The following is a 23,323-nucleotide window of genomic DNA, read 5'->3' on the forward strand; positions in this document are numbered from 1 at the left end:
GCCGACCATGATCGCCATCGGGTGGGCGTCGCGCCGGAAGCCCGAATAGAAGCGGGCCATCTGCTCGTGCAGCATGGTGTGGTAGGTGACCCGGCGGTCGAACTCGATCTTCTGCGTCTGGGTCGGAAGCTCGCCGTACAGCAGCAGATAGCAGGTCTCCAGGAAGTCGCCCTTCTCGGCGAGCTGATCGATGGGATAGCCGCGATAGAGCAGAATGCCCTTTTCGCCGTCGATATAGGTGATCTTGGATTCGCAGCTCGCCGTCGAGGTGTAGCCGGGATCGTAGGTGAACTTGCCCGTCTCGCGATAAAGCGACGAAATATCGACGACATCCGGCCCGATCGTTCCGCTGACGACATTCAGATCCAGCTTCTTGTCGCCGAGCGTCAAATTTGCCTTTTCCTTGCCGCTCATGTCTTGAACTCCCCTTCGTCCACCCCAGCGTTTTCCTCCGGCGTTGCCGGGCGGCGCATCGAACCCGATGTCGAAGCTAGGGGCGGAGATCGCCATAAGAAACCCGTTTCTTGGATAGACGATTTGGCGGTTTCGAGCAATCGCGGCCGGCCGTCCGAGCCGTCTCAGCCTTCGATCTGATCGGCGATGCGGGCGAGGCTTTCCTCCCGCCCGAGCACGGCGAGCACGTCGAAAATACCGGGCGAGACGGTGCGTCCGGTCAGCGCGGCACGCAGCGGCTGGGCCACCTTGCCGAGGCCAATTTCCTCGTTTTCCGCGAATTTTTTGACAGTTTCCTCGAGCGCCCCGGCCGTCCATTCCGGCACGCGGGCGAGCGATGGCCGGACCGCCGCGAGCAGCGCGCGGCCGTCCTCGGACAACAGCCTTTGCGCCTTTTCGTCGAGTGCGAGTGGACGCCGCGCGACAATAAACCGCGCGCCCTCCCACAGCTCGACCAGGGTCTTGGCGCGCTCCTTCAAACTCGGCATGGCGGCAAGGAGCCTGGCCCGCACGGCCTCATCGAGGTCATCCGGCGCCTGCGTCTTGCCGGGCAGGTGCGCCGCGAGCGTCTGCAGGGCGGCGAGCAGCGTCGCTTCGTCGCTCGACCGCATGTAGTGGCCGTTGACGCTGTCGAGCTTGGCAAGGTCGAAGCGCGCCGGCGACTTGCCGATGCCGTCGAGGTCGAAGAGCGCGATCATCTCCTCGGTCGAGAAGATTTCCTGGTCGCCGTGGCTCCAGCCGAGGCGGACAAGATAGTTGCGCAGGGCGGCCGGCAGATAGCCCATGTCGCGATAGGTCTCGACGCCGAGCGCGCCATGACGCTTCGACAGTTTTGCCCCGTCCGACCCGTGGATCAGCGGGATGTGGGCGAGCACCGGCACCGGCCAGCCGAGCGCCTGATAGACCTGGCTCTGGCGCGCCGCGTTGGTCAGGTGGTCGACGCCGCGGATGACGTGGGTGATGCCCATGTCGCGGTCGTCGACCACCACCGACAGATTGTAGGTCGGCGAGCCGTCGGAGCGCAGCAGCACGAAATCGTCGAGGTTTTCGTTCTTCCACACCACGCGGCCCTGAACGCGGTCGTCGATCGCGGTCTCGCCCTCGAGCGGGGCCTTGAGCCGGATGACGGGCTTGACGCCGGCCGGCGCCTCGCTCGGGCTCCGGTCGCGCCAGCGGCCGTCATAGAGCCGCGTCAGGCCCTCCTTGCGGGCCTTTTCGCGCATCTCGTCGAGTTCCTGCCGCGTGGCGTAGCAGCGATAGGCGCGGCCGGCGGCGAGCAGTTGCTCGGCTATTTCGCGATGCCGGCCGGCGCGGGCATATTGCGACACCGGCTCGCCGTCCCAGTCGAGGCCGAGCCAGGTCAGGCCGTCGATGATCGCCTTGACCGCTTCCGCGGTCGAGCGCGCGCGGTCGGTGTCCTCGATGCGCAGCAGCATCCGGCCGCCGGTGTGCTTGGCGTAGAGCCAGTTGAACAAGGCGGTGCGCGCGCCGCCGATATGCAGGAAACCGGTGGGCGAGGGGGCGAAGCGGGTGACGACGGCGCTGGTCATGGCCTTCCGTGTACCATAAGCATAGGCGCAGATGTCACGTGATCATGGTGCCCCGCAAGGGTTCCGGGTCATAGAGAACGATTCGAACGGAACGGTTGGCCAGAATGGCAGTAGACTCAGCGACGCGGGAAGCGGGCCAGGACTTCATCCGCGACATCATCCGCGCCGACCTCGACGAGGGGCGGCACAAGACGGTGGTGACCCGCTTTCCGCCGGAGCCGAACGGCTATCTGCATATCGGGCACGCCAAGTCGATCTGCCTCAACTTCGGGGTGGCGGACGAGTTTGGCGGCCGTTGCCATTTGCGCTTCGACGACACCAATCCGACCAGGGAGGAGCAGGAATATATCGACGCGATCATGCGCGACGTGCGCTGGCTCGGCTTCGATTGGGGCGAGCATCTCTATCACGCGTCGGACTATTTCGAGCAGTTGTACGAGTGGGCCGAGCACCTGATCCGCTCAGGCTTGGCCTATGTCGACGATCAGTCGCCGGACGAGATCCGCGAAGCCCGCGGCACCCTGACCGAACCCGGCCGCGACAGCCCGTTCCGCGACCGAGCGGTGGAAGAAAGCCTCGATCTGTTCCGGCGCATGCGGGCGGGCGAATTCGCCAACGGCGCGCGGGTGCTGCGCGCCAAGATCGACATGGCCTCGGGAAACATCAATCTGCGCGACCCGGTGCTTTACCGAATCCTGCACGCGAGCCATGCGCGCACCGGCGATAAATGGTGCATCTATCCGGGCTACGACTTCGCGCACGGGCAGTCCGACGCGATCGAGAACATTACCCATTCGCTGTGCACGCTCGAGTTCGAGGATCACCGGCCGCTCTACGATTGGCTGCTCGAAAACCTCCCCGTTCCGTCGCGCCCGCGCCAGTACGAGTTCGCGCGGCTCAATCTCGCGCACACGGTGCTCTCCAAGCGGGTGCTGACCGAGCTGGTGCGCGGCGGGTTCGTTGCGGGCTGGGACGACCCGCGCATGCCGACGCTCGCCGGGCTCAGGCGGCGCGGCGTGCCGCCGGCCGCGATCCGCGAATTCGTCAAGCGGGTGGGGATCGCCAAGGCGAACAGCCTCGTCGATTACGCGATGTTCGAATTCTCGATCCGCGAAATCCTGAACCGCACGGCTGAGCGGCGCATGGCCGTGCTGCGGCCGCTCAAGGTGGTGATCGAGAACTATCCCGAAGGCAAGACCGAGGAGCTCGAAGCGCTCAACAATCCCGAGGATCCGGCGGCGGGGACGCGGATGGTGCGCTTCGGCCGCGAGCTCTATGTCGAGCGCGACGACTTCATGGAGAGCCCGCCGAAGAAATTCTTCCGCCTCGCGCCCGGGCGCGAGGTGCGTCTGCGCTACGCCTATTTCATCACCTGCCGGAAGGCGGTGAAGGATGCGGCCGGCGAGGTGGTCGAATTGCGCTGCACCTACGATCCGGCGACGCGCGGCGGCCGGACGCCGCCCGACGGACGCAAGGTCAAGGCGACGCTGCATTGGGTGACGGCGGCGGACGCGATCTCGGCCGAGGTGCGGCTGTACGATCATCTGTTCACCAAGCCGGAGCCGGGGGCGGCGGATTTTGCGGCGGAAATGAACCCGAATTCGCTGCAGGTTCTGGCCGACTGCAAGCTCGATCCGGCGCTTGCCAAGGCGGGGCCGGAAGAGCCGCTGCAGTTCGAGCGGCAGGGCTATTTTTGCCTCGATCCGGACACCGAGCCGGGTCGGCCGGTCTTCAACCGCACGGTCGGATTGCGCGACACCTGGGCGAGGGTCTCGACGGCTAGGTCGTGACGAAGTCCGTCGCCGGCGTGTAGCATGGCGGGGAGGGGCGGCTAAGTCCCGGGACAGGGGACAGGGTACGGGGGACGAGGCGCGGTGACGGCGGCACGGCGCAGCCCGAAATGGCGAAGCGGCAGGCGGCAACAGCCGCTTGGGGTCCGCCTTGCGGCGTTCGCCCGCGAGGCGCTGTCGGCCGAGCAGGACCGCTGGTTCCTGTGGACGCCGGTCCTGCTGGCGGCGGGCGTCGCGGTCTATTTCGCGCTGCCGCGCGAGCCATCGCTGGCAGCCCTTGGCGGCCTGGCGCTGCTGCTCGCCGCCTGTGCCTGGCGCGCCCGCGCGCAAGCCCTCCTGTTCCTCGGCCTTGCCTCACTCGGCCTGTTTGCCGCCGGCATGGGCCTTGCCAAGCTGCGCGCCGATATGGTCGCGGCCCCGGTGTTGGGCGAGACGCTGGTTTCGGCGCTGATCACCGGCTGGGTCGAGACCGCCGAAGCGCGCCGGGACGGGCGGCTGCGGCTGCAGCTTCGCGTCGCCGGGATCAGCCGGCTCGACCCTGAGGAAACGCCGCGCCGCGTGCTTGTCAGCCTTCGCCAGGGCGTATCGGCCGCCTTTGCGCCCGGCGACGCGGTGAGGCTCAGGGCCTTCGTGCAGCCGCCTCCTCCGGCGCCGGCGCCGGGGGCCTATGATTTTGCTCGCACCGCCTATTTCGAAGGCATCGGCGGCGTCGGCGTCGCCCACGGTACGCCCGAAAGCTGGGCCGAGGCGCCGCCGGCGCCGCTTCTCTCAGCCGCGAACGCCGCCATCGACCGCCTGCGCGCCGGCGTTGCCGCGCGCATCCGCGCGAGCCTTGCGGGCGAGGCCGGAATCCTCGCCACCGCCCTCATCACCGGCCTCAGGGCCGGTATTCCGGAAGACATATTGGAGAGCCTGCGCGCTTCGGGGCTCGCCCACATCCTTGCCATTTCCGGCCTGCACATGACGCTGATGGCGGGCTCCCTGTTCTGGCTCGCCCGTGCGGGGCTCGCCGCCGTGCCGACCCTCGCCCTGCGCCATCCGATCAAGAAGATGGCGGCAAGCCTGGCGCTAGCCGGCGCGACCTTCTATCTCGCTTTGTCGGGGGCCAGCGTCGCCACCCAGCGCGCCTATGTAATGATCGCCATCATGCTCGCCGCGGTGCTGCTGGAGCGGCCGGCGATCACCATGCGCAATGTCGCGCTGGCGGCCATCGCTGTCATCGTGCTGCGGCCTGAAAGCGTGCTTTCGGCGAGCTTCCAGATGTCGTTCGCCGCCGCCGTGTCGCTGATCGCGGCTTATGAGTACCGCCTGGCCCGCCTGCGGCTGGCGCCGGAGAAGGTGTTCGCGGCGCGCGCCGGCGGCCTCGGCCTGCTGCGGCTGGTCGTGTTCTATTTCGCGGCCATCGCGTTGACCACGCTCGTCGCCTCGGCGGCGACGGCGCCCTTTGCCGCCTATCACTTCCAGCGCGTGGCGCCGTACAGTCTCCTCGGCAATCTGGCGGCGATGCCCGCGGTCGGCCTCCTGGTCATGCCGGCCGGGCTGATGTCGGTGATCGCCATGCCGTTCGGGCTGGAGCCGGTGCCGCTCCACGCCATGGGCCTCGGCATCGATTGGGTGCTGGCCGCGGCCCGCGCGGTGGCGGCGCTGCCGGGGGCCGAGACGCATATCGCGCAGGTCTCCGCTGCCGGCCTTCTCGTCATGGTCTTCGGCGTGCTGTGGCTGGTGCTGTGGCACCGGCCGTGGCGGCTCGCAGGCCTTGCCGCCATCGCGGCCGCCATTCCGCTGGCGCTTGTTGCGCGCGGGCCCGACGTCCTGATCGACGCCAACGCGGCGAGCGTCGCGGTGCGCGGCGGGGAGGGCGGACAATTCTCGGTCATGGCGCGCAACACCGACTCGTTCACCGTCAGCCGCTGGCTTGAGAGCGACGGCGACGACCGGCCGGCGGAAGAGATCGACGATGCCGCCTTTTCCTGCGATCCGGAAGCCTGTATCGCGGGCCTGCCCGGCGGCGGTCACATCGCCATCGTCAAGCATGTGGCGGCGTTGGAGGAGGAGTGCCGGCGGGCACGCATCGTGGTGTTGAAATTCGACCTTTCCGGCCGCTGCGACGGGCCGGAAATGGTCTTCGACAAGCGCGATCTTCAGCGTCATGGGGCGCATGCGGTGTGGATCGGTTCGGAAAGGCTCACCCTGCGCCGGGTGCGGCCGATCCCCGGCGCCCGGCCGTGGGAGGGGGCGGCGCCCGCCGACGAGGCTCAAGAAGAAGCGACTGAGGCCCGGCCGGCAGCGGAAACCGGGCCCGAGGTTTGATGCAGTTACCCCAATCGTCGTCCCCATGAAAATGGGGACCCATTGGCCGTGCTCCTTGCAATTTCATCTGCCGATGCGGAACCGCTTCGATCCGCGCATGGGCCAATGGATTTCCGCTTTCGCGGAAATCACGGTTGGGGGATGGGCGAACGCTCAATAGCGCCGGAACAGGCCGACTAGCTTGCCCTGGATGTCGACCCGGTCGGGGCCGAAGATGCGCGTCTCGTAGGTCGGATTGGCGGATTCGAGCGCGATCGACGCGCCGCGCCGGCGCAGCCGCTTCAGGGTCGCTTCCTCATGATCGATGAGCGCGACGACGATATCGCCGCTGTCGGCGGTATCGGCCCGCTTGAGGAGCACCGTATCGCCGTCGAGAATGCCGGCCTCGATCATCGAATCGCCGCGCACCTCGAGCGCGAAATGATCGCCCGCCGGCAGCATGTCGACCGGAATGGGGATGGAGTGGCTGTGGGTTTGGATTGCCTCGATCGGCGTGCCGGCGGCGATCCGGCCCATGACCGGGACCATCACCGTCTCGCGCGCATCCTCGTCGCGTTCCGCCTTGGCGGTGACGCGGCCGAGGCTGCCCTCGATGACCGCCGGCGAGAAGCCGCCGCGCCCGCGCCCGCCGGCGAGCCCCGGCGCCATCGAGTCGGGCAGCCGCAGCACTTCCAGCGCCCGGGCCCGATGCGGCAGCCGCCGCACGAAGCCGCGCTCCTCGAGCGCCGTGATCAGCCGGTGGATGCCGGACTTCGAGCGCAGGTCGAGGGCATCTTTCATCTCCTCGAAGGAGGGCGGAACGCCGCTTTCCTTGAGGCGCTGGTGGATGTACATTAGAAGCTCGAGCTGTTTCCTGGTCAGCATTTTCCCAAATTCTCTTCAGTTCGCCTTGCCGGCTCGCCGAGCGGCAACGACATATGGTACAAATCAGGAACATTTGTACATGTTCTAGTTGTGTTCCGCAAGGGGATATTTCCGCCTCCGGCCGTCCGGTCGATCTTTCCGAGTTGATGGACCGGAGCACCATTCCCGAGGCGGTCCTTGCCGGCGGCAAGGACATGGTCGCCGCGCTTCGCGAGCGTATCGTCTCTCTCGACTGACGCTGCGGCCCGGGCCGGCGGCTCAGGCGAATTGCGGCGGCGCCATCCGGGGCTCGACGACCACCGAGTCCGACGGCGCGCTGGGGTGGCCGGATTCGTCCCGCGCCCGCACGTAATAGCGGTATTTCACCCCCGCCATCACCGTCCGGTCGTTCCAGCGGCGGGCCTTGACCGCCTTCGTCTGTTTGATGTCGCCCGAGTCCTCGGCGCGGTAGATGTCGTATCCGGCGATCGACCCGACCGCCCCGTTCCAGCTCAGCGTGACAGCGCCGTCGGCATACTCGCCCTTCAGCCCGGCGCCGGCCTCGGGCCAGGCGGGAACCTCGTTGGACAAGGCGTATTCGGGCGCCTGCAGCGCATCCTTCGGCCAGATGGTGCATCTGACCTTCTGGTGCGTGCCGTCGAGGATCTTGCACCAGTTGCAATAGTCGCATTGGATGATGTGGTCGCGCCGGTCGGCCTTGACCTTCTTCACCCAGTCGGGATCGGCCAACAGCCCGCGCGCGATCGCCACCATGTCGACGACGCCGTCGGCGACGAGCCGCTCGGCGATGTCGGGATCGGAGATCTTGCCGGCGACCATCACCGGCACGTCGTAACCCTTTTCGTTGACGAAGGCCTTGATCTCGCCGCCGAGATGGGCGTGCAGCGCCGGCGGATACCAGTCGCCCGGCATGCAGCGGTCGCCGGAATAGCCGGTATAGGGGTAGGGGACCTCGCCCTGCTTGTGGATCGCGTCCTCGAACTTTCCGCCGACCGACAGCGACAGATAGTCGAAGCCGAGCTGCGCCAGCCTGAGGCCGATCAGCTTGGCGTCGCCGATCGTGTAGCCGTCCTTGATATATTCGTCGGCGACGTAGCGCACGCCGACGGGGAAATCCGTCCCCACCTTCTTGCGCACGTTCTCCATCACCCGGCCGATCATCGTCAGGCGGCCCTCCAGCGTCCGGCCCGCATATTCGTCGGTGCGCGGATTGGCGCGCGAGAGGAACGAAGCCAGCGTATAGGCGTGGGCCGAATGCAGCTCCGCGCCGTCGAACCCGGCCGCGCGCGCGCGCGCCACAGCGTCCCCGAACTGTTCGACGATAAGCTCGATATCCTCCAGCGACAGCATGTCGAGGGTCTGCCGCCAGCCCGAGCGCGCCACTTTCAGGAAGTGGATGATCTGCGGCACGACCTTGGAATCGGAGCTGTCGTGAATGCGCGACACAAGGTCGGTGAGGCCCGGAACATAGTCCTCGTCGCTGATGCGCAGTAAGGGCCCGGACTTGCTTTTATGGATGGCCATGGCCTCGACGACGATCAGGCCGATTTCGCCTTTCGCGTAGCGGACATAGCGGTCGATGATGTCCTGATTGACGTGGCCGTCCTCGCCCGACAGCCGCGTCACCATGGCCGGAACGACGACCCGATTCGACACCTTCATGCCGTTGATTTCGATCGGTTGCAGAAGTTGCATTGCTCTTGTCCCTTCAGCTCGGATCGTCCGCAACAACGCGCTTCAGGCTCGGTCCGCGTCCGGCGCCGCGTCGGCGGTCGGATCGTCGTCCATGCTTGCGGCGTCGGCGAGCCGCGCCTCGGCCTTTTTCAAGGCCTCCTTGAGAATGCCGAGGGCATCCATCAGCGTATCCAGTTCCTCCTCGCTCATATGCCGCATCAGCTCCTTCAGCCATCGATTGTGAGCGACCAGCATCCCGTCGAGCATCTCTTCGCCGGCGTCCGTCAAATAGACGTGCTGAATGCGGCCGTCGGCCTCGTCCCTGCGCCGCTCGATCAGCTTTTCCTTCTCCAGGCGGATGACGATGTCGGTGACGTTGCCCTTGGTCACCAGCAGCCGGCGCGAAAGCTCGCCGAGGGTCGTGCCGAGCGGCGGCCGGGCGACCTGGGCGAGAAGATCGAAGCGGGGCAACGTGACCGAAAAGGCGTCCTTCAGGTTGCGCCGCAGACGATGCAGCACCAGGTTGGCGCAACTCAACAGGCGCAGCCAGACCCGCAGCTCCCGCGTGCCCGCTTCCCAAGCATATGTGTCTTTGGCCTTCCTTTCGGCCATCACATGATCTCCCCGCCGGCGACCAGGATGCTTTGGCCGGTGACCGAGCCCGAATCCGGCTGGCACAGCCAGATGACCGCGTTGGCGATCTCGTCCGGCTGGATCAGCCGGCCTTGCGGATTATGGCTGGTGAGCTGCGCCAGCGCTGCTTCTTCCGACAGTCCGGTCTTGCTGACGATATTGGCGACGGCGCCACGGACGATGTCGGTATCCGCATAGCCGGGGCAGACCGAGTTCACCGTGATGCCGGTCTTGGCGGTCTCGAGCGCCAGCGCGCGCGTCAGGCCGATGAGCCCATGCTTGGCGGCGCAATAGGCGGTGACATAGGGATAGCCCTTGAGGCCGGCCGTGGAGACGATGTTGACGATGCGCCCGAAGTTGGCCTCCTTCATTCCCGGCAGCGCCTTGCGGATGCACAGAAAGGCACCGGTGAGGTCGATGTCGAGCATCCTCGCCCAGAATTTGAGGTCGGTCTTGGAAAACGGCGCCGACAGCGCGATGCCCGCGTTGTTGACCAGGATCGAGCACGCGCCGAGCTTGGCATCGAGCCCGTCGAAGGCGGCGTCGATCGCCGCCGGGTCGCTGACGTCGATGTAGCGCCAATCGGCCTTGCCGCCGCCGGCCTCGGCAAGCGTCGCGGCCTGCTTTTCCGCTCCTTCCCCGTCGATGTCCATGATCGTGACGTTGGCGCCGTGGCTTGCCAGCGCCGTCGCGATAGCCGCGCCGATGCCGCGCGCGCCCCCGGTGACGACCGCGTGCTGACCGGCGAGGTCTTTGTTTGTCATGGCTGGCTCCCTGCTTCGCGCCGCACCCACAAGTGAAAAGGGTACCGGTGGCCCCCGTTTAGTTCAAGCTTGAACAAAAGATCCACGTGCGCTGCCTTGCCGCACCCGCGGCGGCCTTTTCAAATAAAGTCGAGGCGGACGATGTCGACGCTCGCGCCGGCTTTGAGCGCCGGAGCTTGCGGCGGGCGCACGATCAGGCAGTTGGCCTTGGCAAGCAGCGCCAGCATCGATGAATCCTGGACGCCGAACGGGGTCGCGACGAGCTGTCCCCGGTCGTTGCGTTCGAGACGGGCGCGCAAGTAGTCCTGGCGGCGGTCGTTTTCCGGCACGTCGCCGCCCAAAAGAGCGGTTGCCGGGCCGTCCGCCGCCGCTTCGAGGCCGAGCAGGGCCGAGATCAGGGGCTTGAGGAAGATCAGCCCGCAAATCATTGCCGAAACGGGGTTTCCCGGCAGGCCGAGCACCCGCATTTGCGCAAGCCGCCCGAACATCAAGGGCTTGCCGGGGCGCATGGCGATGCGCCAGAAGCCGAGCTTCAGCCCTTCCGCCTCCAAGGCCTGCATGACCAGATCGTGGTCGCCGACCGAGGCGCCGCCGAGCGTGACCAGGGTGTCGGCCTTCTTATCGCGCGCGGCGCGGATCGCGGCGGCAAGGGCCCCGACATTGTCGGCGGCGATGCCGAGATCGAGCGCTTCGCCGCCGGCCCGGGCGATGAGGGCGGCAATCCCGGTGCTGTTCGAGGACACGATCTGGCCCGGGCCGGGCTCCGTCCCCGGAGCCACCAGCTCGTCGCCGGTGGCGAGAACGCCGACGCGCGGCCGCCTGCGCACGACAAGGGTTGCGCAATTCATGGCCGCGGCGAGCGCCAGATGGCGCGGCTGAAGCCTCAGGCCGGGTCTGAGCAACACGTCGCCCTGTTTGAAATCGAGGCCTGCAGCCCGCACATAGGCGCCGGGGCGGGCCGTTTCCTTGACCGTCACCGTGTCGCCCTGGCGCTCCGCGACTTCCTGGATGACGATCGTATCGGCGCCCTCCGGCAGCGGCGCGCCGGTGAAGATGCGCGCCGCCTCGCCAGGTCCGATCTTGCCGGAAAACACAATGCCCGCGGGGACTTCGCCGACGATCTTAAGCGTTGCCGGCGCCTTGGCGACGTCGGCGCCGCGCACCGCATAGCCGTCCATGGCGGAAGCCGCGAAGGGGGGCTGGGCGCGCGCGGGGATGAGGTCCTCGGCAAGCACCCGGTCGAGCGCCGCCGGCAGCGCCACCTTTTCGGTCGCGAGCGGCGCGGCGCCGTCGAGGATGCGGGCAAGCGCCTCTTCGACCGGAATCAGGCTCATTTGTCCGCCTTGAACTTGCCCGACCGGCCGCCTGATTTCTCGATCAGCCTGATATCGCCGATGCGCATGGTCTTGTCCGCCGCCTTGACCATGTCGTAGACGGTCAGACACGCGAGCGAGACGGCGGTCAGCGCCTCCATCTCGACGCCGGTGCGGCCGGTGACCTTGGCCGTGGCGGTGACGCGCAGGCTTGCCGTTTTCGGCTCCGGTTCGAGCTCGACCGCGACGGAGCTCAAGGGCAGGGGGTGGCAGAGCGGGATCAGCTCGTGCGTGCGCTTGGCGGCCATGATGCCGGCAAGCCGGGCCGCCGCCAAGACGTCGCCCTTCTTGGCGGTGCCGGAGACGATAAGATCGAGCGTTTCCGGCCGCATGCTGATCCGCCCCTCGGCGACCGCGGCGCGGCTGGTCACGTCCTTTTCCGACACGTCGACCATGCGCGCCGCGCCTTTTTCGTCGATGTGGGTGAGCTTGGGCTTGGTCATCGGCTCACAGGGCGGTCTGTGCGGCAGGCGCACGGCTCAGAAGCGCGCGGGTCGCGGCCGCCACGTCCTCTTGGCGCATCAGGCTCTCGCCGACAAGAAAGGCATTGATGCCGGATCGCGAGAGCCGGGCGAGGTCGGCGGGAGCGGCAAGGCCGCTCTCGGCGATCGCGAGCCTTCCCGCCGGCACCAGCGGCGCCAGCTTCTCGCTCGTCTTAAGCGTCGTCTTGAAGGTCTTGAGATCGCGGTTATTGATGCCGATGAGTGAGGTCTTCAGGGCGAGCGCCCGCTCAAGCTCGCCCTCGTCATGCACCTCGGCGACGGCGTCCATGTGCCAGTCGAAGGCGGCATCCTCCAGCATCCTGGCCTCGCCATCGCCGACCAGCGCCAGGATGATCAGGACGCAATCGGCGCCGAAAGCGCGGGATTCCGCCACCTGATAGGGCTCGAGCATGAAGTCCTTTCTCAGCACCGGCAGCCGGGTCGCGGCGCGCGAATCCGCCAAAAATTCGAGCTTTCCCTGGAAGGAAGGGGCATCCGTCAGCACCGAAAGGCAGGCGGCACCGCCTTCCTCATAGGCCCGCGCCAGCGCCGCCGGATCGAAATCGGCCCGGATCAACCCCTTGGACGGGCTTGCCTTCTTGATCTCGCCGATCAGCCCATAGCCGCCGGCGTCGATCCTGGCGCGGAGGGCGGCGGCGAAGCCGCGCGGCGGTTCCCGGTCGCGCGCCGCCGCATCGACCTCCTTGAGCGGCCGGGCGGCCTTGGCGGCGGCAATCTCCTCGCGCTTATAGGCGGCGATGCGGGCGAGAATGTCGGCCATCGACCCTTGTTCCTAGCCGTTCGACACCGCGACGAGCCGGTCGAGCACGCCCTGCGCCGCGCCTGAATCGATGGCGTCCGCCGCCTGTTTGACGCCGTCTTTCAGGTCCGCCGCCTTGCCGGCGACGACGAGGGCGGCGGCCGCATTGAGCAGCACCACGTCGCGGAACGGCCCTTTTTCGCCGGCCAGGAGCTTGCGGATCGCATCGGCATTGTCGGCGGCGCTGCCGCCCTTGAGATCGGCGAGCTTCGCCCGTTTCAGCCCCGCGTCCTCCGGCGTCACGGTGAAGGTCTTAACCTTGCCGTCCTTGAGCTCGGCGACCTTGGTCTCGCCGGTGGTGGTGATCTCGTCGAGCCCATCGCCGTGGCAGACCCAGACCCGCTTGGCGCCGAGATTCTTCATCGCCTGGGCGAGCGGCTCGACCCATTGCGGTGCAAACACGCCGATCACCTGGCGTTTGGTGCTGGCCGGATTCGACAAGGGTCCGAGCAGGTTGAAGATGGTGCGCGTGCCGAGTTCGACCCGCGTCGGGCCGACATGCTTCATCGCCGCGTGGTGCGCCGGCGCGAACATGAAGCCGACGCCGGCTTTGCGGATGCATTCGGCGATCTTCCCGGGGCCGATATCGATGTTGACGCCGAGCGCCGCCAGCACGTCGGCGGCGCCCGATTTCGACGACAGCGCCCGGTTGCCGTGCTTGGCGACCGGCACGCCGCAGGCGGCGACCACCAGCGCCGCTCCGGTGGAAATATTGTAGGTGCCGGACGCGTCGCCGCCGGTGCCGACGATATCGATGGCGCCTTCCGGCGCCTTCACGGGCAGCATCTTGGAGCGCATGGTGGTGACCGCGCCGGTGATCTCGTCGATGCTCTCGCCGCGCACCCTGAGCGCCATCAGGAAGCCGCCGATCTGCGACGGCGTCGCCTCGCCGGACATGATGACGTCGAAGGCGTCGCGCGCCTCCGCAACGCTCAGCGCCTCGCCGCCCGCCACCTTGCCGATCAGGGTCTTGAAATCAGTCATGAAACTTCTGTTCAGCCACTGCTTAAACGCTCGACGCACTACCTCTCCCGATGGGAGAGGTGAGCCAAAACAAGGGCTCCTGGTATTAGACCGCAAGTCTGAAGGGCGCAAGCCAAGGCGCTCAGGCGAGCGCGGTCTGCGGCTGGGACGCAAGCCAGCGCTCGGCCAAGGTGAGAAAATTCCTGAGCACGTCGTGTCCGTGCTCCGACGCGATGCTTTCGGGGTGGAACTGCACGCCGTGGATCGGCAGTTCCTTGTGGGCGAGCGCCATGATGATGCCGACATCGCCCTCTGCCGTGACGGCCAGCGCCTCGGGCAGGCTCTCGCGCTCGACGATGAGCGAATGATAGCGCGTCGCGGAGAAGCGCTCCGGGATGCCCTCGAACAGCGGTCCGCCATGATGGCGGATTTGGCTCACCTTGCCGTGCAACAGCACCGGCGCGCGCACAACCTTGCCGCCGAAGGCCTGGCCGATCGACTGCAGGCCGAGGCAGACGCCGAGAAGCGGCACCCGGCGCTCGGCCGCGGCGCGGACGAGATCGAGGCAGATGCCGGCCTCGTTCGGCGTGCAGGGGCCCGGCGACAGCACAATGCCGCCCGTCGCCATGTCGAGCGCCTCGTCGACGGCAATCTTGTCGTTGCGGTGCACCCGCACGCGCGCGCCCAACTCGCCCAGATAATGGACGAGGTTGTAGGTGAAGCTGTCGTAGTTATCGATAACGACGATCATGGGACCTTGGCTCTGATGCGCCTTTAAAGCCCCGCGCGCGCCACGGCGTCAAGCGGTGGGTGGGGCAAATCGCGTGTCAGGCTTGAAGCCTGCCGAGCCGACGCCTCGAAAATCCGCCCAGCGGCGGCCCTATTTCTCCACCGGAAACCCGACGATGCTTCCCCACTCGGTCCATGAACCGTCGTAAATCCTGACGTTCTCAAAGCCGAGGATGTGCTTCATAGCCACCCAGGTGAAACTGGCGCGGTGGCTCAGCCGACAATAGACGACGATCTCCTCAACCTTATCCGGCGTCGCTCCCACGCCTTCAAACGCGGCCAGGAGCTCCTCCCGGCTCTTGTAGGTGTCGTCGTCGTTGAGCAGGTTCCTGAAGAACAGGTGGACAGCACCGGGAATGCGCCCGGCGCGTTCGGCGCCGTGGTCGAACTTGGGCAACGCGATGACTCTTTCTCCGCTGTATTCCTCGGGTGAACGTACATCCAGGAGCAGGCGGCCGGGGCGGCCCAGCTTCGCGCGGATATCGTCACGGCCTATACGCATGGACGTATCCCCGTTGCCGGGCGGATAGTCGACCGGGGGAGAGAGCCTGGGCATGTCGTTGGAAAGCGGGCGATCTTCCTTGACCCACTTCGTGCGGCTGCCGTCCAGCAGCCGCAGGTTGGCGTGACCGCCCATCGTGAAGGACCAAAAGACATAGGTCCCGAACTGAACCGGGTCGCCGTAGAGCACGACGTTCGTCCGGGGACCGATTCCCATGACACCGAGGCGCCTGGCCAGCGCCTCCGGGGTCACAAACTGCCGATCGGTGGGGTGCCAGCAGATATCCTTCCAGTGGAACCAAGCGGCGCCCGGAATGTGCCCCTCCCGGTAGGCGGCATTGTCGGCAGCCTGTGAAATCTCGATGACACGAAGGTCGGCGTCTTCCAGGTGCTGTTCTAGCCATTGCGTGGTTACCAGCGGATAAGTCATTACGCCTTCCTCCTAGAGCGGTTTCCGACCATATGGGACCGATTTGATGGGTCAAATCGGTCCCATATGGTCGGAAACCGCTCTAGATTGCCGGAAACGCGGCCACGGCCAACTCAAGGCTTTTGACAAGCTGAGCCATGAAGGCGAAGTCGAGGGTATCGATTGTGTCACTGGGAAGGTGGTATTGGGGATTGCGGAAAAACGCCGTGTCGGTGATCATCAACGCCGGCCAGCCGGCGTTCCAGAACGAAGCATGGTCGCTCAACCGTGCCGGCGGAAAGACCCAGCCGTTGAAGGGCAGGAACAGCGCCTCGACCGGCAGGCTTTGGTTCTTGCGGAAGCCCCTCACAACCGTTCGCCCGAAGCGCCGCGATTTCCAGTTCCCGACGATGCCGATGAAATTGCCCTTGGTCGGGTAGCCTGCGAACCGGAACAGCAGCGGATAGTGCTGGCGGGGCGACGTGTAGCCGACCATTTCCAGGATGACCGCCGCCGCGACGCGGTCGCCGGCCCGCTGGCATTCGCGCACGAAGACGCGGCTGCCCTGGTGCCCGGTCATGAAGGCCGGCGGCTCCTCCAGGGTGAAGGCGACGAAGCGGACCGGGACCGGCACGGGCCTCCTGGACAGCCGGCGCGCCAGCTCCAGCATCACGGCGACGGCGCTGGCATTGTCGTCCGCGCCCGGCGTCCCGGGCACCGTGTCGTAATGGGCGCCGACCGCGTAATAGGTGGACGCCGCGGCGGCGCCGGGAAGGGTGGCAATCAGATTGGCGACCCGCTTTCCCTCGTAAGGGTAGGCCTGTTCGGCGACCTTAAGCCCGGCGTCCTCGAAGGTCTTTTGAATGTACCGCGCGGCCCGCTCAAGACCGTCTCCCTGCAGCGTCGTGCGCGGGCCGATGTCGACGGTCAGGGCTGCGACATGCTTGCGCAGCGAATCTTCAAGCGACTTGTCAGTCTTCTGCACGTTCGCTCAAATCGAAAAACAATCGGCTTCGTTTCCGACACCGGGAAAAGCCCGATGGCCTCATTGCCCGCGCTTGGCCTGGGCTGCAAACCTTGCCGCCTCATCGCCGGCGCGGAAAAGCGCCTTGGCCTTGTCGACGCATTCCTTGAGCTCGCGCTCGGGCACCGATTCGGCGACGATGCCGGCACCCGCCTGCACGTACATCTTGCCGTCCTTGACGATCGCCGTGCGCAGCACGATGCAGGTGTCCATATTGCCGTCGGCGGAAAAATAGCCGACGCAGCCGGCATATATGCCGCGTTTTTCAAGCTCGAGCTCGTCGATGATCTGCATCGCCCTGACCTTCGGCGCGCCGGAGACGGTGCCGGCCGGAAAGCCCGCGATCAAGGCGTCGAGCGCGTCGTGCGGCGGCGCCAGTCGGCCGGTGACGTTGGAGACGATGTGCATGACCTGGCTGTAATATTCGAGAAAGAACTGGTCGGTGACCTTGACCGTGCCGATCTCTGCCACCCGGCCGACGTCGTTGCGGCCGAGATCGAGCAGCATCAGTTGTTCCGCCCGCTCCTTGGGGTCGGCGAGAAGCTCGTCGGCGAGCGCCCGGTCCTCGGCCGCCGTCTCGCCGCGCGGCCGGGTGCCGGCGATCGGCCGCACCGTCACCTCGCCGTCGCGCACCCGCACCAGGATCTCCGGGCTCGATCCGACCACCGCGAACGCGCCGAAATCGAGATGGTAGAGGAACGGCGCCGGGTTGATCCGCCTCAGCGCCCGGTAGAGCGCGAAGGCCGGCAGGTCGAAATCCGCCTCGAAGCGCTGGCTCAACACCACCTGAAAGATGTCGCCGGCGGCGATATAGTCCTTGGCCTTGCGCACCATCTCCATGTAGCGCTCGGGCTTCGTGTTGGAGCGGATCGCGGGCTTCAGCGCCGCATCGGCGCTTTCCGCGGTCTTGTCGAGCGCCGTGTCGAGGGCGTCGACGACCCCGCCGACGCGGTCGCCGGCCCGCGCATAGGCCGCCTTGGCGCTCAGCTTTGCCCGCGGCCGAACCGGGGTGACGATGGTGATCTCGTCCTTGACCGAGTCGAACACCACGATGACGCGCGGCCGGATCAGGATCGCGTCGGGCAGGCCGAGCGGGTCGCGATTGGCGGGGCCGAGATCCTCCATCTGCCGCACCATGTCGTAGCCGAGATAGCCGAACACACCGGCGGCCATGGGCGGCAGCCCCTCGGGCAGGTCGATATTGGATTCCGCGACCAGACGGCGCAGCGCGGCAAGCGGCGGCTCGTCGCAGGCCGTGAACGCGTCCGGCTTGCTGTCCGCCTTGCGGTTGATGTCGGCCCGATCGCCCTGGGCGCGCCAGATCACGTCGGGGTCGAAGCCGATGATCGAATAGCGGCCGCGCGTAGCCCCGCCCTCCACCGATTCGAGTAGAAACGCGTTGGCGCGACTGCCGGCGAGCTTGAGCATCGCCGAAACCGGCGTCTCCAGATCGGAGACGAGCCGCGTCCACATCACCTGCGCCGCGCCGCGCCGGTAGCGCGCCTCGAAGCTCTCGAAGTCGGGTTCGATCACCATGACTGCACGACCCCCCTCCGGCTCCCCCCTTGCAGGGGGGAGGGAAACTGAGCCACCGCAAGGGCTTCTTTCCCTCCCCCTGAAAGGGGGAGGGTAGGGTGGGGGTCATTGCGATGAATGGGGGTCCTGGTGCCGCTCATCGTGAACGTCGCCCTTAGGCCGGTCAGTTCTCGCCAAGCAGCGTTTGCAGGCTCTGCTGGTTGATCTTGACGCTGAAGCGTTCCTGTTTGGCGAAGACATAGTCGTTGAGCAGGCTGTTGGCGAGGCTCGCATCGATGCCCTCGATGATGCGCTTGCCGGCCGCGCTCGAAGGGTCGAAGTCAGGCAGTTCGAGGCCGCGCACCTGCATCAGAACGCGGTCGTTTCCGTTGGCGTGCTGCGAGGCGGCTAAGCCCTGGTCGGGCGTGGCGAACGCGGTCTGGATTGCCGCCGGCGAAAGGTCGCTGTCGCTGGCGCCGCGCTTCACCGGCTGGGTCGTCGTCACCGGCGTACCCATTTCCCGCGCGATCGTTTCCAGGCTGGCGCCGTCCTTCAGGCGCTCGAGCAGCTCGTCGGCCTTGGCGGCAAGCTGTTCGCCGGTTTTCTCCGCGCGCCATGCCTCTTCGACCTTGCCGCGCACCTCATCGAGGCTGCGGTCGCGTTCCTCCGTGACGTTGAGCACGTTGAGCCAGACGAAGCCACCGCCGACGGTTTGCAGCGCGTCGAGCTCGACGCCCGGGTCGGTCTCGAAGGCGGTCTGCATGACGTCCTGCGCGGCCGGCAGGTCGGCGACCGGCGCGCCGGCGGCGTCGCGGCCCTGCGCGTCGATGGCCGCGATGCGGCGATAGGGCAGGTCGAGCTTGCCCGCGATTTCGCTAAACGGCGCTCCGGTCGCACGCTGGTCCTCGATGGCGTCGTAGAGATCGAGCACCCTTTCGCTCGCCTTCTTGACGGCGAGCTCGCGGCGGATTTCCTCGCGCACCTCGGCCAGCGGCTTTTCCTTGGCCGGCTCGATCTTCGTGACCCGCACCAGCACCGTGCCGAGGCGCCCGGCCACGGGCGCGCTGACCTCGCCTTCCTTGAGCGCGAAGGCGGCATCGCGCACCGCCTGGTCGACGATGCCCGATTTCTCGACCAGGCCCAGCGACACGTCCGTCTCCGACAGGCCGCGCTCCTTGGCGATGTCGAGAAAAACGCTGCCGGCGGCGATCTTGTCGGCGGCGGCCTTGGCCTCCTCCCGCGAGGTGAAAACGATCTGCTGCACCTCGCGCCGTTCCGGGGTGGACAAGCTGCCGCCGCGCAGCTCCAGGATTGCGGTGATGTCCGCCTCTGGCACCTCGACCTTGGCCCTCAGCGCCGCCGGGGCGACGGCGATGATCTCGATCTCGCGCAGCTCCGGAGCGCGGAAGCGCCCCTTATTGGCCTCGAAATACGCTTCCAGCGTCGCCTCGTCCGGCGCCGGAATGGGGCCGAGCCCCGCTGCCGTCAGCACCACATAGGCGATGGTGCGGCGCTCTTCGGTGAAGCGGTGCACCGCCTCGATAAGCACCTCCGGCGCGCCGCTGCTGGCGCCGACGGCGCCGGCGATCTGCAGGCGCATTTGCAGTTCGCGCTGGCGGGTCACGTAGCCGGCCTCGCTGAGCCCGTTGCTGCGTAGCACCTGCTCGAAATTGAAGCGGCTGAAATTGCCGAAGGAATCGCGGAAAGTGGGATCCTGGGCGATCGAGCGGGCGACCGCCTCGGTGGTGATGCCGAGCTTCTTTTCGCGCGCGTCGTTGTCGAGCGTCGCCTCGCCGATCATGCGCCCCAGAACCTGCCCGTCGAGGCCGAGCGCGCGGGCCTGATCGAGGCTGATCGAGCGGCCGAGCTGGCGGCTCGCCTCGCGCATTTCGTTCTGAAAGGCGAAGCGGAATTCCTCGACCGAAATGTCCGTATCGCCGACGGTCGCCAGGCTTTGCGATCGGTAGCCGCTGAAAATGTCGGCAACGCCCCAGACCGCGAAGCTCAGGACGAGAAGGCTGATGAAGATCTTGGCGACCCATCCGCCGGCGTGTTTTCGCAATGAGTCAAGCATGTGCAATCGCTGTCGAACGCATGATTTCCCGCCGGTTGCCTACTCCTGTTATGCCGCCGGATCAAGGGCGGCGCATCTTAGGGAAGCGATACAAGCCCAGCAAGGCGGGCTTCGCGGCTTTCCGGCGCCAAGGTAGGCTGCTAAACGAGGCCCTGAGACCGGGTCCAATGACAACGCGGAGGAGACCATGGCCGCAATTCGCGCGCTCGTCGCGGGCAATTGGAAGATGAACGGGCTGAAAGGCTCATCCGGCGAGCTTGGCGTCCTCTTGGCGGGCCTTACCGGCGGCACGCCGCCTTCAGCCGATGTCATGATCTGTCCGCCGGCAACCCTTCTTGCCGCCTTCGCCGCTGAGGCGAAGGACGGTCCCGTCGCCATCGGCGCCCAGGACTGCCACACCGCGCCTTCCGGCGCCCATACCGGCGACATCTCGGCCGAGATGCTGGCCGACGCCGGCGCGGTCGCCGTCATCGTTGGGCATTCGGAACGACGCGCCGACCATGGCGAGAGCGACGCGCTGGTGCGCGCCAAGGCGAAGGCCGCGCACCGGGCGGGCCTTGCGGCAATCGTCTGCGTCGGCGAAACGGAGGCCGAGCGCCACGCCGGAAACACGCTTGCCGTGGTCGCCGGCCAGCTTTCCGGCTCGCTTCCCGAAAATGCCAGGGCGAGCGACACGATCATCGCCTACGAGCCGGTGTGGGCGATCGGAACCGGCCTCACCCCGACGCCCGACGATGTCGCCGAAGTGCACGCGATGATCCGCGGCGAACTCGACAAGCTTGTCGGCGGGGAGGGGGGCGCCATGCGCATTCTCTATGGCGGCTCGGTAAAGCCCGGCAACGCCGCCGAATTGATGGCCGTCGCCAACGTCAACGGCGCGCTCGTCGGCGGCGCTAGCCTCAAGGCGTCGGATTTTCTCGGCATCGTCGCCGCCTATCGCTGAGGCGCCCTTGCACCCCTTCTCCTCCGTTATTGCCGGGCTTGACCGGGCAATCCATTCCGTTACGCCTCGGCAAACCGAGGGGCCGATGGAATAGGCCCCCGGATATGGAATAGGCCCCCGGATCAAGTCCGGGGGCGACGAGGACGATGGATCGATTTACAGAATTTCCCGCAAGAATAGGTTGAACACGGAACTGGAAGTTGCCATCTCGATCGGTTAGAAAGCCTGCGGCCTAAACCCCGCGACAGTGGACACGGACGCGATGGAAACGGTTCTCATCGTCATTCATTTGATGATCGTGGCGGCCCTTGTCGGCACGGTGCTGTTGCAGCGCTCCGAAGGCGGCGCGCTCGGCATCGGCGGCGGGGGCGGCGGTCTGATGAGCGGCCGCGGCGCCGCCAACGCCCTGACGCGGGCGTCGGCGATCCTCGCGGCGGCGTTTTTCGCTACCTCGATCGCGCTGACCCTCGTCGCCACCCAGCGCGGTGCGCCGAAATCGATCCTCGAAGGGGTCGGCAAAAGCGAGACCGGCCAGCCCGCCGAAGGCGAGGGCGGCGCGCTGCCGCTTCTGAAGCGCGAACAGCCGACCCCGGCCGCGCCGCAGGTCCCGCAAGGTCCGCAAGTGCCGCAATCTCAATAAGTTGGCGCATCTTTTTCGGTCCGCTTCCGCAATTCCGCGCCTTTTGCGTGGATGGCCGGCAGAAGAGCGTTGGCGCATCCCCCGACTCGTGTATTCTGCAAGCCCATGGCGCGGTACATCTTCATCACCGGCGGCGTGGTCTCATCTCTAGGAAAGGGTCTTGCATCCGCGGCGCTCGGCGCACTGTTGCAGGCGCGGGGCTTCTCGGTGCGCCTGCGCAAGCTCGACCCCTATCTCAACGTCGACCCGGGCACCATGAGCCCCTATCAGCACGGCGAGGTCTATGTCACCGACGACGGCGCGGAGACCGATCTCGATCTCGGCCATTATGAGCGCTTCACCGGCCGGCCGGCGACCCGGGCCGACAATGTGACCACCGGACGGGTGTATCAGGAGATCATCGCCAAGGAGCGGCGCGGCGACTATCTCGGCGCCACCGTGCAGGTCATTCCCCACGTCACCGACGCCATCAAGGCGTTCGTGCTCGCCGGCAACGAGGATGTCGATTTCGTCCTCTGCGAGATCGGCGGCACGGTCGGCGACATCGAGGGGCTGCCGTTCCTGGAGGCGATCCGCCAGCTCGGCAACGATCTGCCGCGCGGCTCCGCGGTCTATGTCCACCTGACTCTGCTGCCGTGGATTCCGAGCGCCGGCGAACTCAAGACCAAGCCGACCCAGCACTCGGTTAAGGAATTGCGCTCCATCGGCATCCAGCCGGACGTGCTTTTGTGCCGTACCGACCGGCCGATCCCTGACAATGAGCGGGGCAAGGTGGCACTGTTTTGCAATGTGCGCGAAAGCGCCGTGATCCAGGCCCTCGACGTCGGCTCCATCTACGAGGTGCCGCTCGCCTATCACGCCGAGGGTTTTGACAGGGAGGTATTGGAGGCGTTCGGCCTGCCGGCGGATCAGGAGCCGGATCTTTCGTGCTGGCGCGAAATTTCCGAGCGCATCCGCAACCCGGAAGGCGAGGTGCGCATCGCCGTCGTCGGCAAATATACCGGCCTCAAGGACGCCTATAAGTCGCTCAACGAGGCGCTCGTCCATGGCGGCATTGCCAACAAGGTCAAGGTCGGCGTCGAGTGGATCGAGTCGGAGATTTTCGAGCAGCAGGACCCGGCGCCGTATCTGGAAGGCGTCAATGGCATCCTGGTGCCGGGCGGCTTCGGCGAGCGCGGCGCGGAAGGCAAGATCGCGGCGGCGAGTTTCGCCCGCACCCGGCGCGTGCCCTATTTCGGCATCTGCTTCGGCATGCAGATGGCGGTCATCGAGGCGGCGCGCAACATGGCCGGCATCGCCGCGGCCAATTCGACCGAGTTCGGGCCGACCGACGAGCCGGTGATCGGCCTGATGACCGAATGGATGCGGGGCAACGAACTGGAAACGCGGGCCGCCGGCGGCGATCTCGGCGGCACCATGCGGCTTGGCGCCTATGAGGCGCGTCTCGGCGCCGCCACCCGGATCGCCCGGATCTACGGCGGCCAGATCATCTCCGAGCGCCACCGTCACCGCTCCGAGGTCAATATGCGCTACCGCGAGAAGCTCGAGGCGGCGGGCATGATCGTCTCCGGCGTCTCGCCCGACGGGCTATTGCCGGAAACCATCGAGATTCCGGACCATCCCTGGTTCCTCGGCGTTCAGTTCCACCCCGAGCTGAAATCGAAGCCTTTCGCGCCGCACCCGCTGTTCGCCTCCTTCATCGGCGCCGCTGTGGAGCAGAGCCGGCTGGTGTGAGCGTGGGCCGGGGGCCGG

At 66.8% G+C, this 23,323-nt stretch carries 20 protein-coding genes; 5 read left to right on the forward strand and 15 right to left on the reverse strand.

Going from position 1 to position 23,323, the window contains the following annotated elements; all coding sequences use genetic code 11:
* Together Q8P46_01280 and gltX are read right to left on the reverse strand one after the other, a co-directional pair.
* Window positions 1-414, reverse strand: a 414-nt coding sequence (locus Q8P46_01280) for a citrate/2-methylcitrate synthase (GenBank protein ID MDP2618804.1), incomplete at its 3' end; no start/stop codon positions are given.
* Window positions 415-578: 164 nt separating this feature from the next.
* A complete protein-coding gene (gltX, locus tag Q8P46_01285; GenBank protein ID MDP2618805.1) occupies window positions 579-2,003 on the reverse strand; it encodes a glutamate--tRNA ligase in 1,425 nt (474 codons plus the stop codon).
* A 104-nt stretch (window positions 2,004-2,107) separates the two neighbouring features.
* On the opposite strand from gltX, the gene Q8P46_01290 reads away from it, so the two are divergent.
* Together Q8P46_01290 and Q8P46_01295 are read left to right on the forward strand one after the other, a co-directional pair.
* The gene (locus tag Q8P46_01290) at window positions 2,108-3,793 is read left to right on the forward strand and encodes a glutamine--tRNA ligase/YqeY domain fusion protein (protein ID MDP2618806.1); all 1,686 of its coding nucleotides are present in this window, start codon (window positions 2,108-2,110) and stop codon (window positions 3,791-3,793) included.
* Between the two features lie 84 nt (window positions 3,794-3,877).
* Entirely contained in the window at window positions 3,878-6,103 is a 2,226-nt protein-coding gene (locus tag Q8P46_01295; GenBank protein MDP2618807.1) for a ComEC/Rec2 family competence protein, read from the forward strand.
* A gap of 153 nt (window positions 6,104-6,256) precedes the next feature.
* Here Q8P46_01295 and lexA read toward each other — a convergent pair whose 3' ends face one another.
* The 13 genes from lexA to Q8P46_01360 form a co-directional block, all read right to left on the reverse strand.
* Window positions 6,257-6,967: a transcriptional repressor LexA gene (lexA, locus tag Q8P46_01300; protein MDP2618808.1), complete on the reverse strand. Its 711-nt coding sequence runs from the start codon at window positions 6,965-6,967 to the stop codon at window positions 6,257-6,259.
* Window positions 6,968-7,225: 258 nt separating this feature from the next.
* Window positions 7,226-8,662 (reverse strand): hypothetical protein, encoded by a 1,437-nt coding sequence (locus Q8P46_01305; protein MDP2618809.1) that lies wholly within the window; start codon window positions 8,660-8,662, stop codon window positions 7,226-7,228.
* Between the two features lie 42 nt (window positions 8,663-8,704).
* Window positions 8,705-9,253, reverse strand: coding sequence for a MarR family transcriptional regulator (locus tag Q8P46_01310; protein MDP2618810.1), 549 nt, complete (start codon window positions 9,251-9,253; stop codon window positions 8,705-8,707).
* Window positions 9,253-10,038, reverse strand: a complete 786-nt coding sequence (locus Q8P46_01315; protein ID MDP2618811.1) for an SDR family NAD(P)-dependent oxidoreductase — start codon at window positions 10,036-10,038, stop codon at window positions 9,253-9,255. Before Q8P46_01315 ends, Q8P46_01310 begins: the two co-directional genes overlap by 1 nt.
* 119 nt (window positions 10,039-10,157) lie before the next feature.
* Complete coding sequence (locus tag Q8P46_01320; protein MDP2618812.1) at window positions 10,158-11,372, reverse strand: molybdopterin molybdotransferase MoeA; 1,215 nt, start codon at window positions 11,370-11,372, stop codon at window positions 10,158-10,160.
* Window positions 11,369-11,854 carry a cyclic pyranopterin monophosphate synthase MoaC gene (gene moaC, locus Q8P46_01325; protein MDP2618813.1) on the reverse strand — a complete coding sequence of 162 codons (486 nt, stop codon included), beginning with the start codon at window positions 11,852-11,854 and terminating at the stop codon, window positions 11,369-11,371. The genes Q8P46_01320 and moaC overlap by 4 nt, the downstream gene beginning before the upstream one ends.
* A 4-nt stretch (window positions 11,855-11,858) precedes the next feature.
* A complete protein-coding gene (trpC, locus tag Q8P46_01330) occupies window positions 11,859-12,674 on the reverse strand; it encodes an indole-3-glycerol phosphate synthase TrpC (protein ID MDP2618814.1) in 816 nt (271 codons plus the stop codon).
* A 12-nt stretch (window positions 12,675-12,686) separates the two neighbouring features.
* Window positions 12,687-13,697 carry an anthranilate phosphoribosyltransferase gene (trpD, locus tag Q8P46_01335; protein ID MDP2618815.1) on the reverse strand — a complete coding sequence of 337 codons (1,011 nt, stop codon included), beginning with the start codon at window positions 13,695-13,697 and terminating at the stop codon, window positions 12,687-12,689.
* 121 nt (window positions 13,698-13,818) lie between these two features.
* Window positions 13,819-14,427: an aminodeoxychorismate/anthranilate synthase component II gene (locus Q8P46_01340; GenBank protein ID MDP2618816.1), complete on the reverse strand. Its 609-nt coding sequence runs from the start codon at window positions 14,425-14,427 to the stop codon at window positions 13,819-13,821.
* A 129-nt stretch (window positions 14,428-14,556) separates the two neighbouring features.
* Window positions 14,557-15,396 (reverse strand): sulfurtransferase, encoded by an 840-nt coding sequence (locus Q8P46_01345; protein ID MDP2618817.1) that lies wholly within the window; start codon window positions 15,394-15,396, stop codon window positions 14,557-14,559.
* Window positions 15,397-15,478: 82 nt separating this feature from the next.
* Window positions 15,479-16,360 carry a M20/M25/M40 family metallo-hydrolase gene (locus tag Q8P46_01350; protein MDP2618818.1) on the reverse strand — a complete coding sequence of 294 codons (882 nt, stop codon included), beginning with the start codon at window positions 16,358-16,360 and terminating at the stop codon, window positions 15,479-15,481.
* A gap of 60 nt (window positions 16,361-16,420) precedes the next feature.
* Window positions 16,421-17,935, reverse strand: coding sequence for an anthranilate synthase component I (trpE, locus tag Q8P46_01355; protein ID MDP2618819.1), 1,515 nt, complete (start codon window positions 17,933-17,935; stop codon window positions 16,421-16,423).
* 163 nt (window positions 17,936-18,098) lie between these two features.
* A complete protein-coding gene (locus tag Q8P46_01360; GenBank protein MDP2618820.1) occupies window positions 18,099-19,988 on the reverse strand; it encodes a SurA N-terminal domain-containing protein in 1,890 nt (629 codons plus the stop codon).
* Between the two features lie 187 nt (window positions 19,989-20,175).
* Here Q8P46_01360 and tpiA point away from each other — a divergent pair, with 187 nt between their 5' ends.
* The 3 genes from tpiA (at window position 20,176) to Q8P46_01375 (ending at window position 23,305) form a co-directional block, all read left to right on the forward strand.
* Window positions 20,176-20,931: a triose-phosphate isomerase gene (gene tpiA, locus Q8P46_01365; protein MDP2618821.1), complete on the forward strand. Its 756-nt coding sequence runs from the start codon at window positions 20,176-20,178 to the stop codon at window positions 20,929-20,931.
* Between the two features lie 262 nt (window positions 20,932-21,193).
* Window positions 21,194-21,571 (forward strand): preprotein translocase subunit SecG, encoded by a 378-nt coding sequence (secG, locus tag Q8P46_01370; GenBank protein MDP2618822.1) that lies wholly within the window; start codon window positions 21,194-21,196, stop codon window positions 21,569-21,571.
* 105 nt (window positions 21,572-21,676) lie between these two features.
* Window positions 21,677-23,305, forward strand: coding sequence for a CTP synthase (locus Q8P46_01375; GenBank protein MDP2618823.1), 1,629 nt, complete (start codon window positions 21,677-21,679; stop codon window positions 23,303-23,305).
* Window positions 23,306-23,323 lie beyond the last annotated feature (18 nt).

The organism is Hyphomicrobiales bacterium (assembly GCA_030688605.1).
GTDB lineage: Bacteria > Pseudomonadota > Alphaproteobacteria > Rhizobiales > NORP267 > JAUYJB01.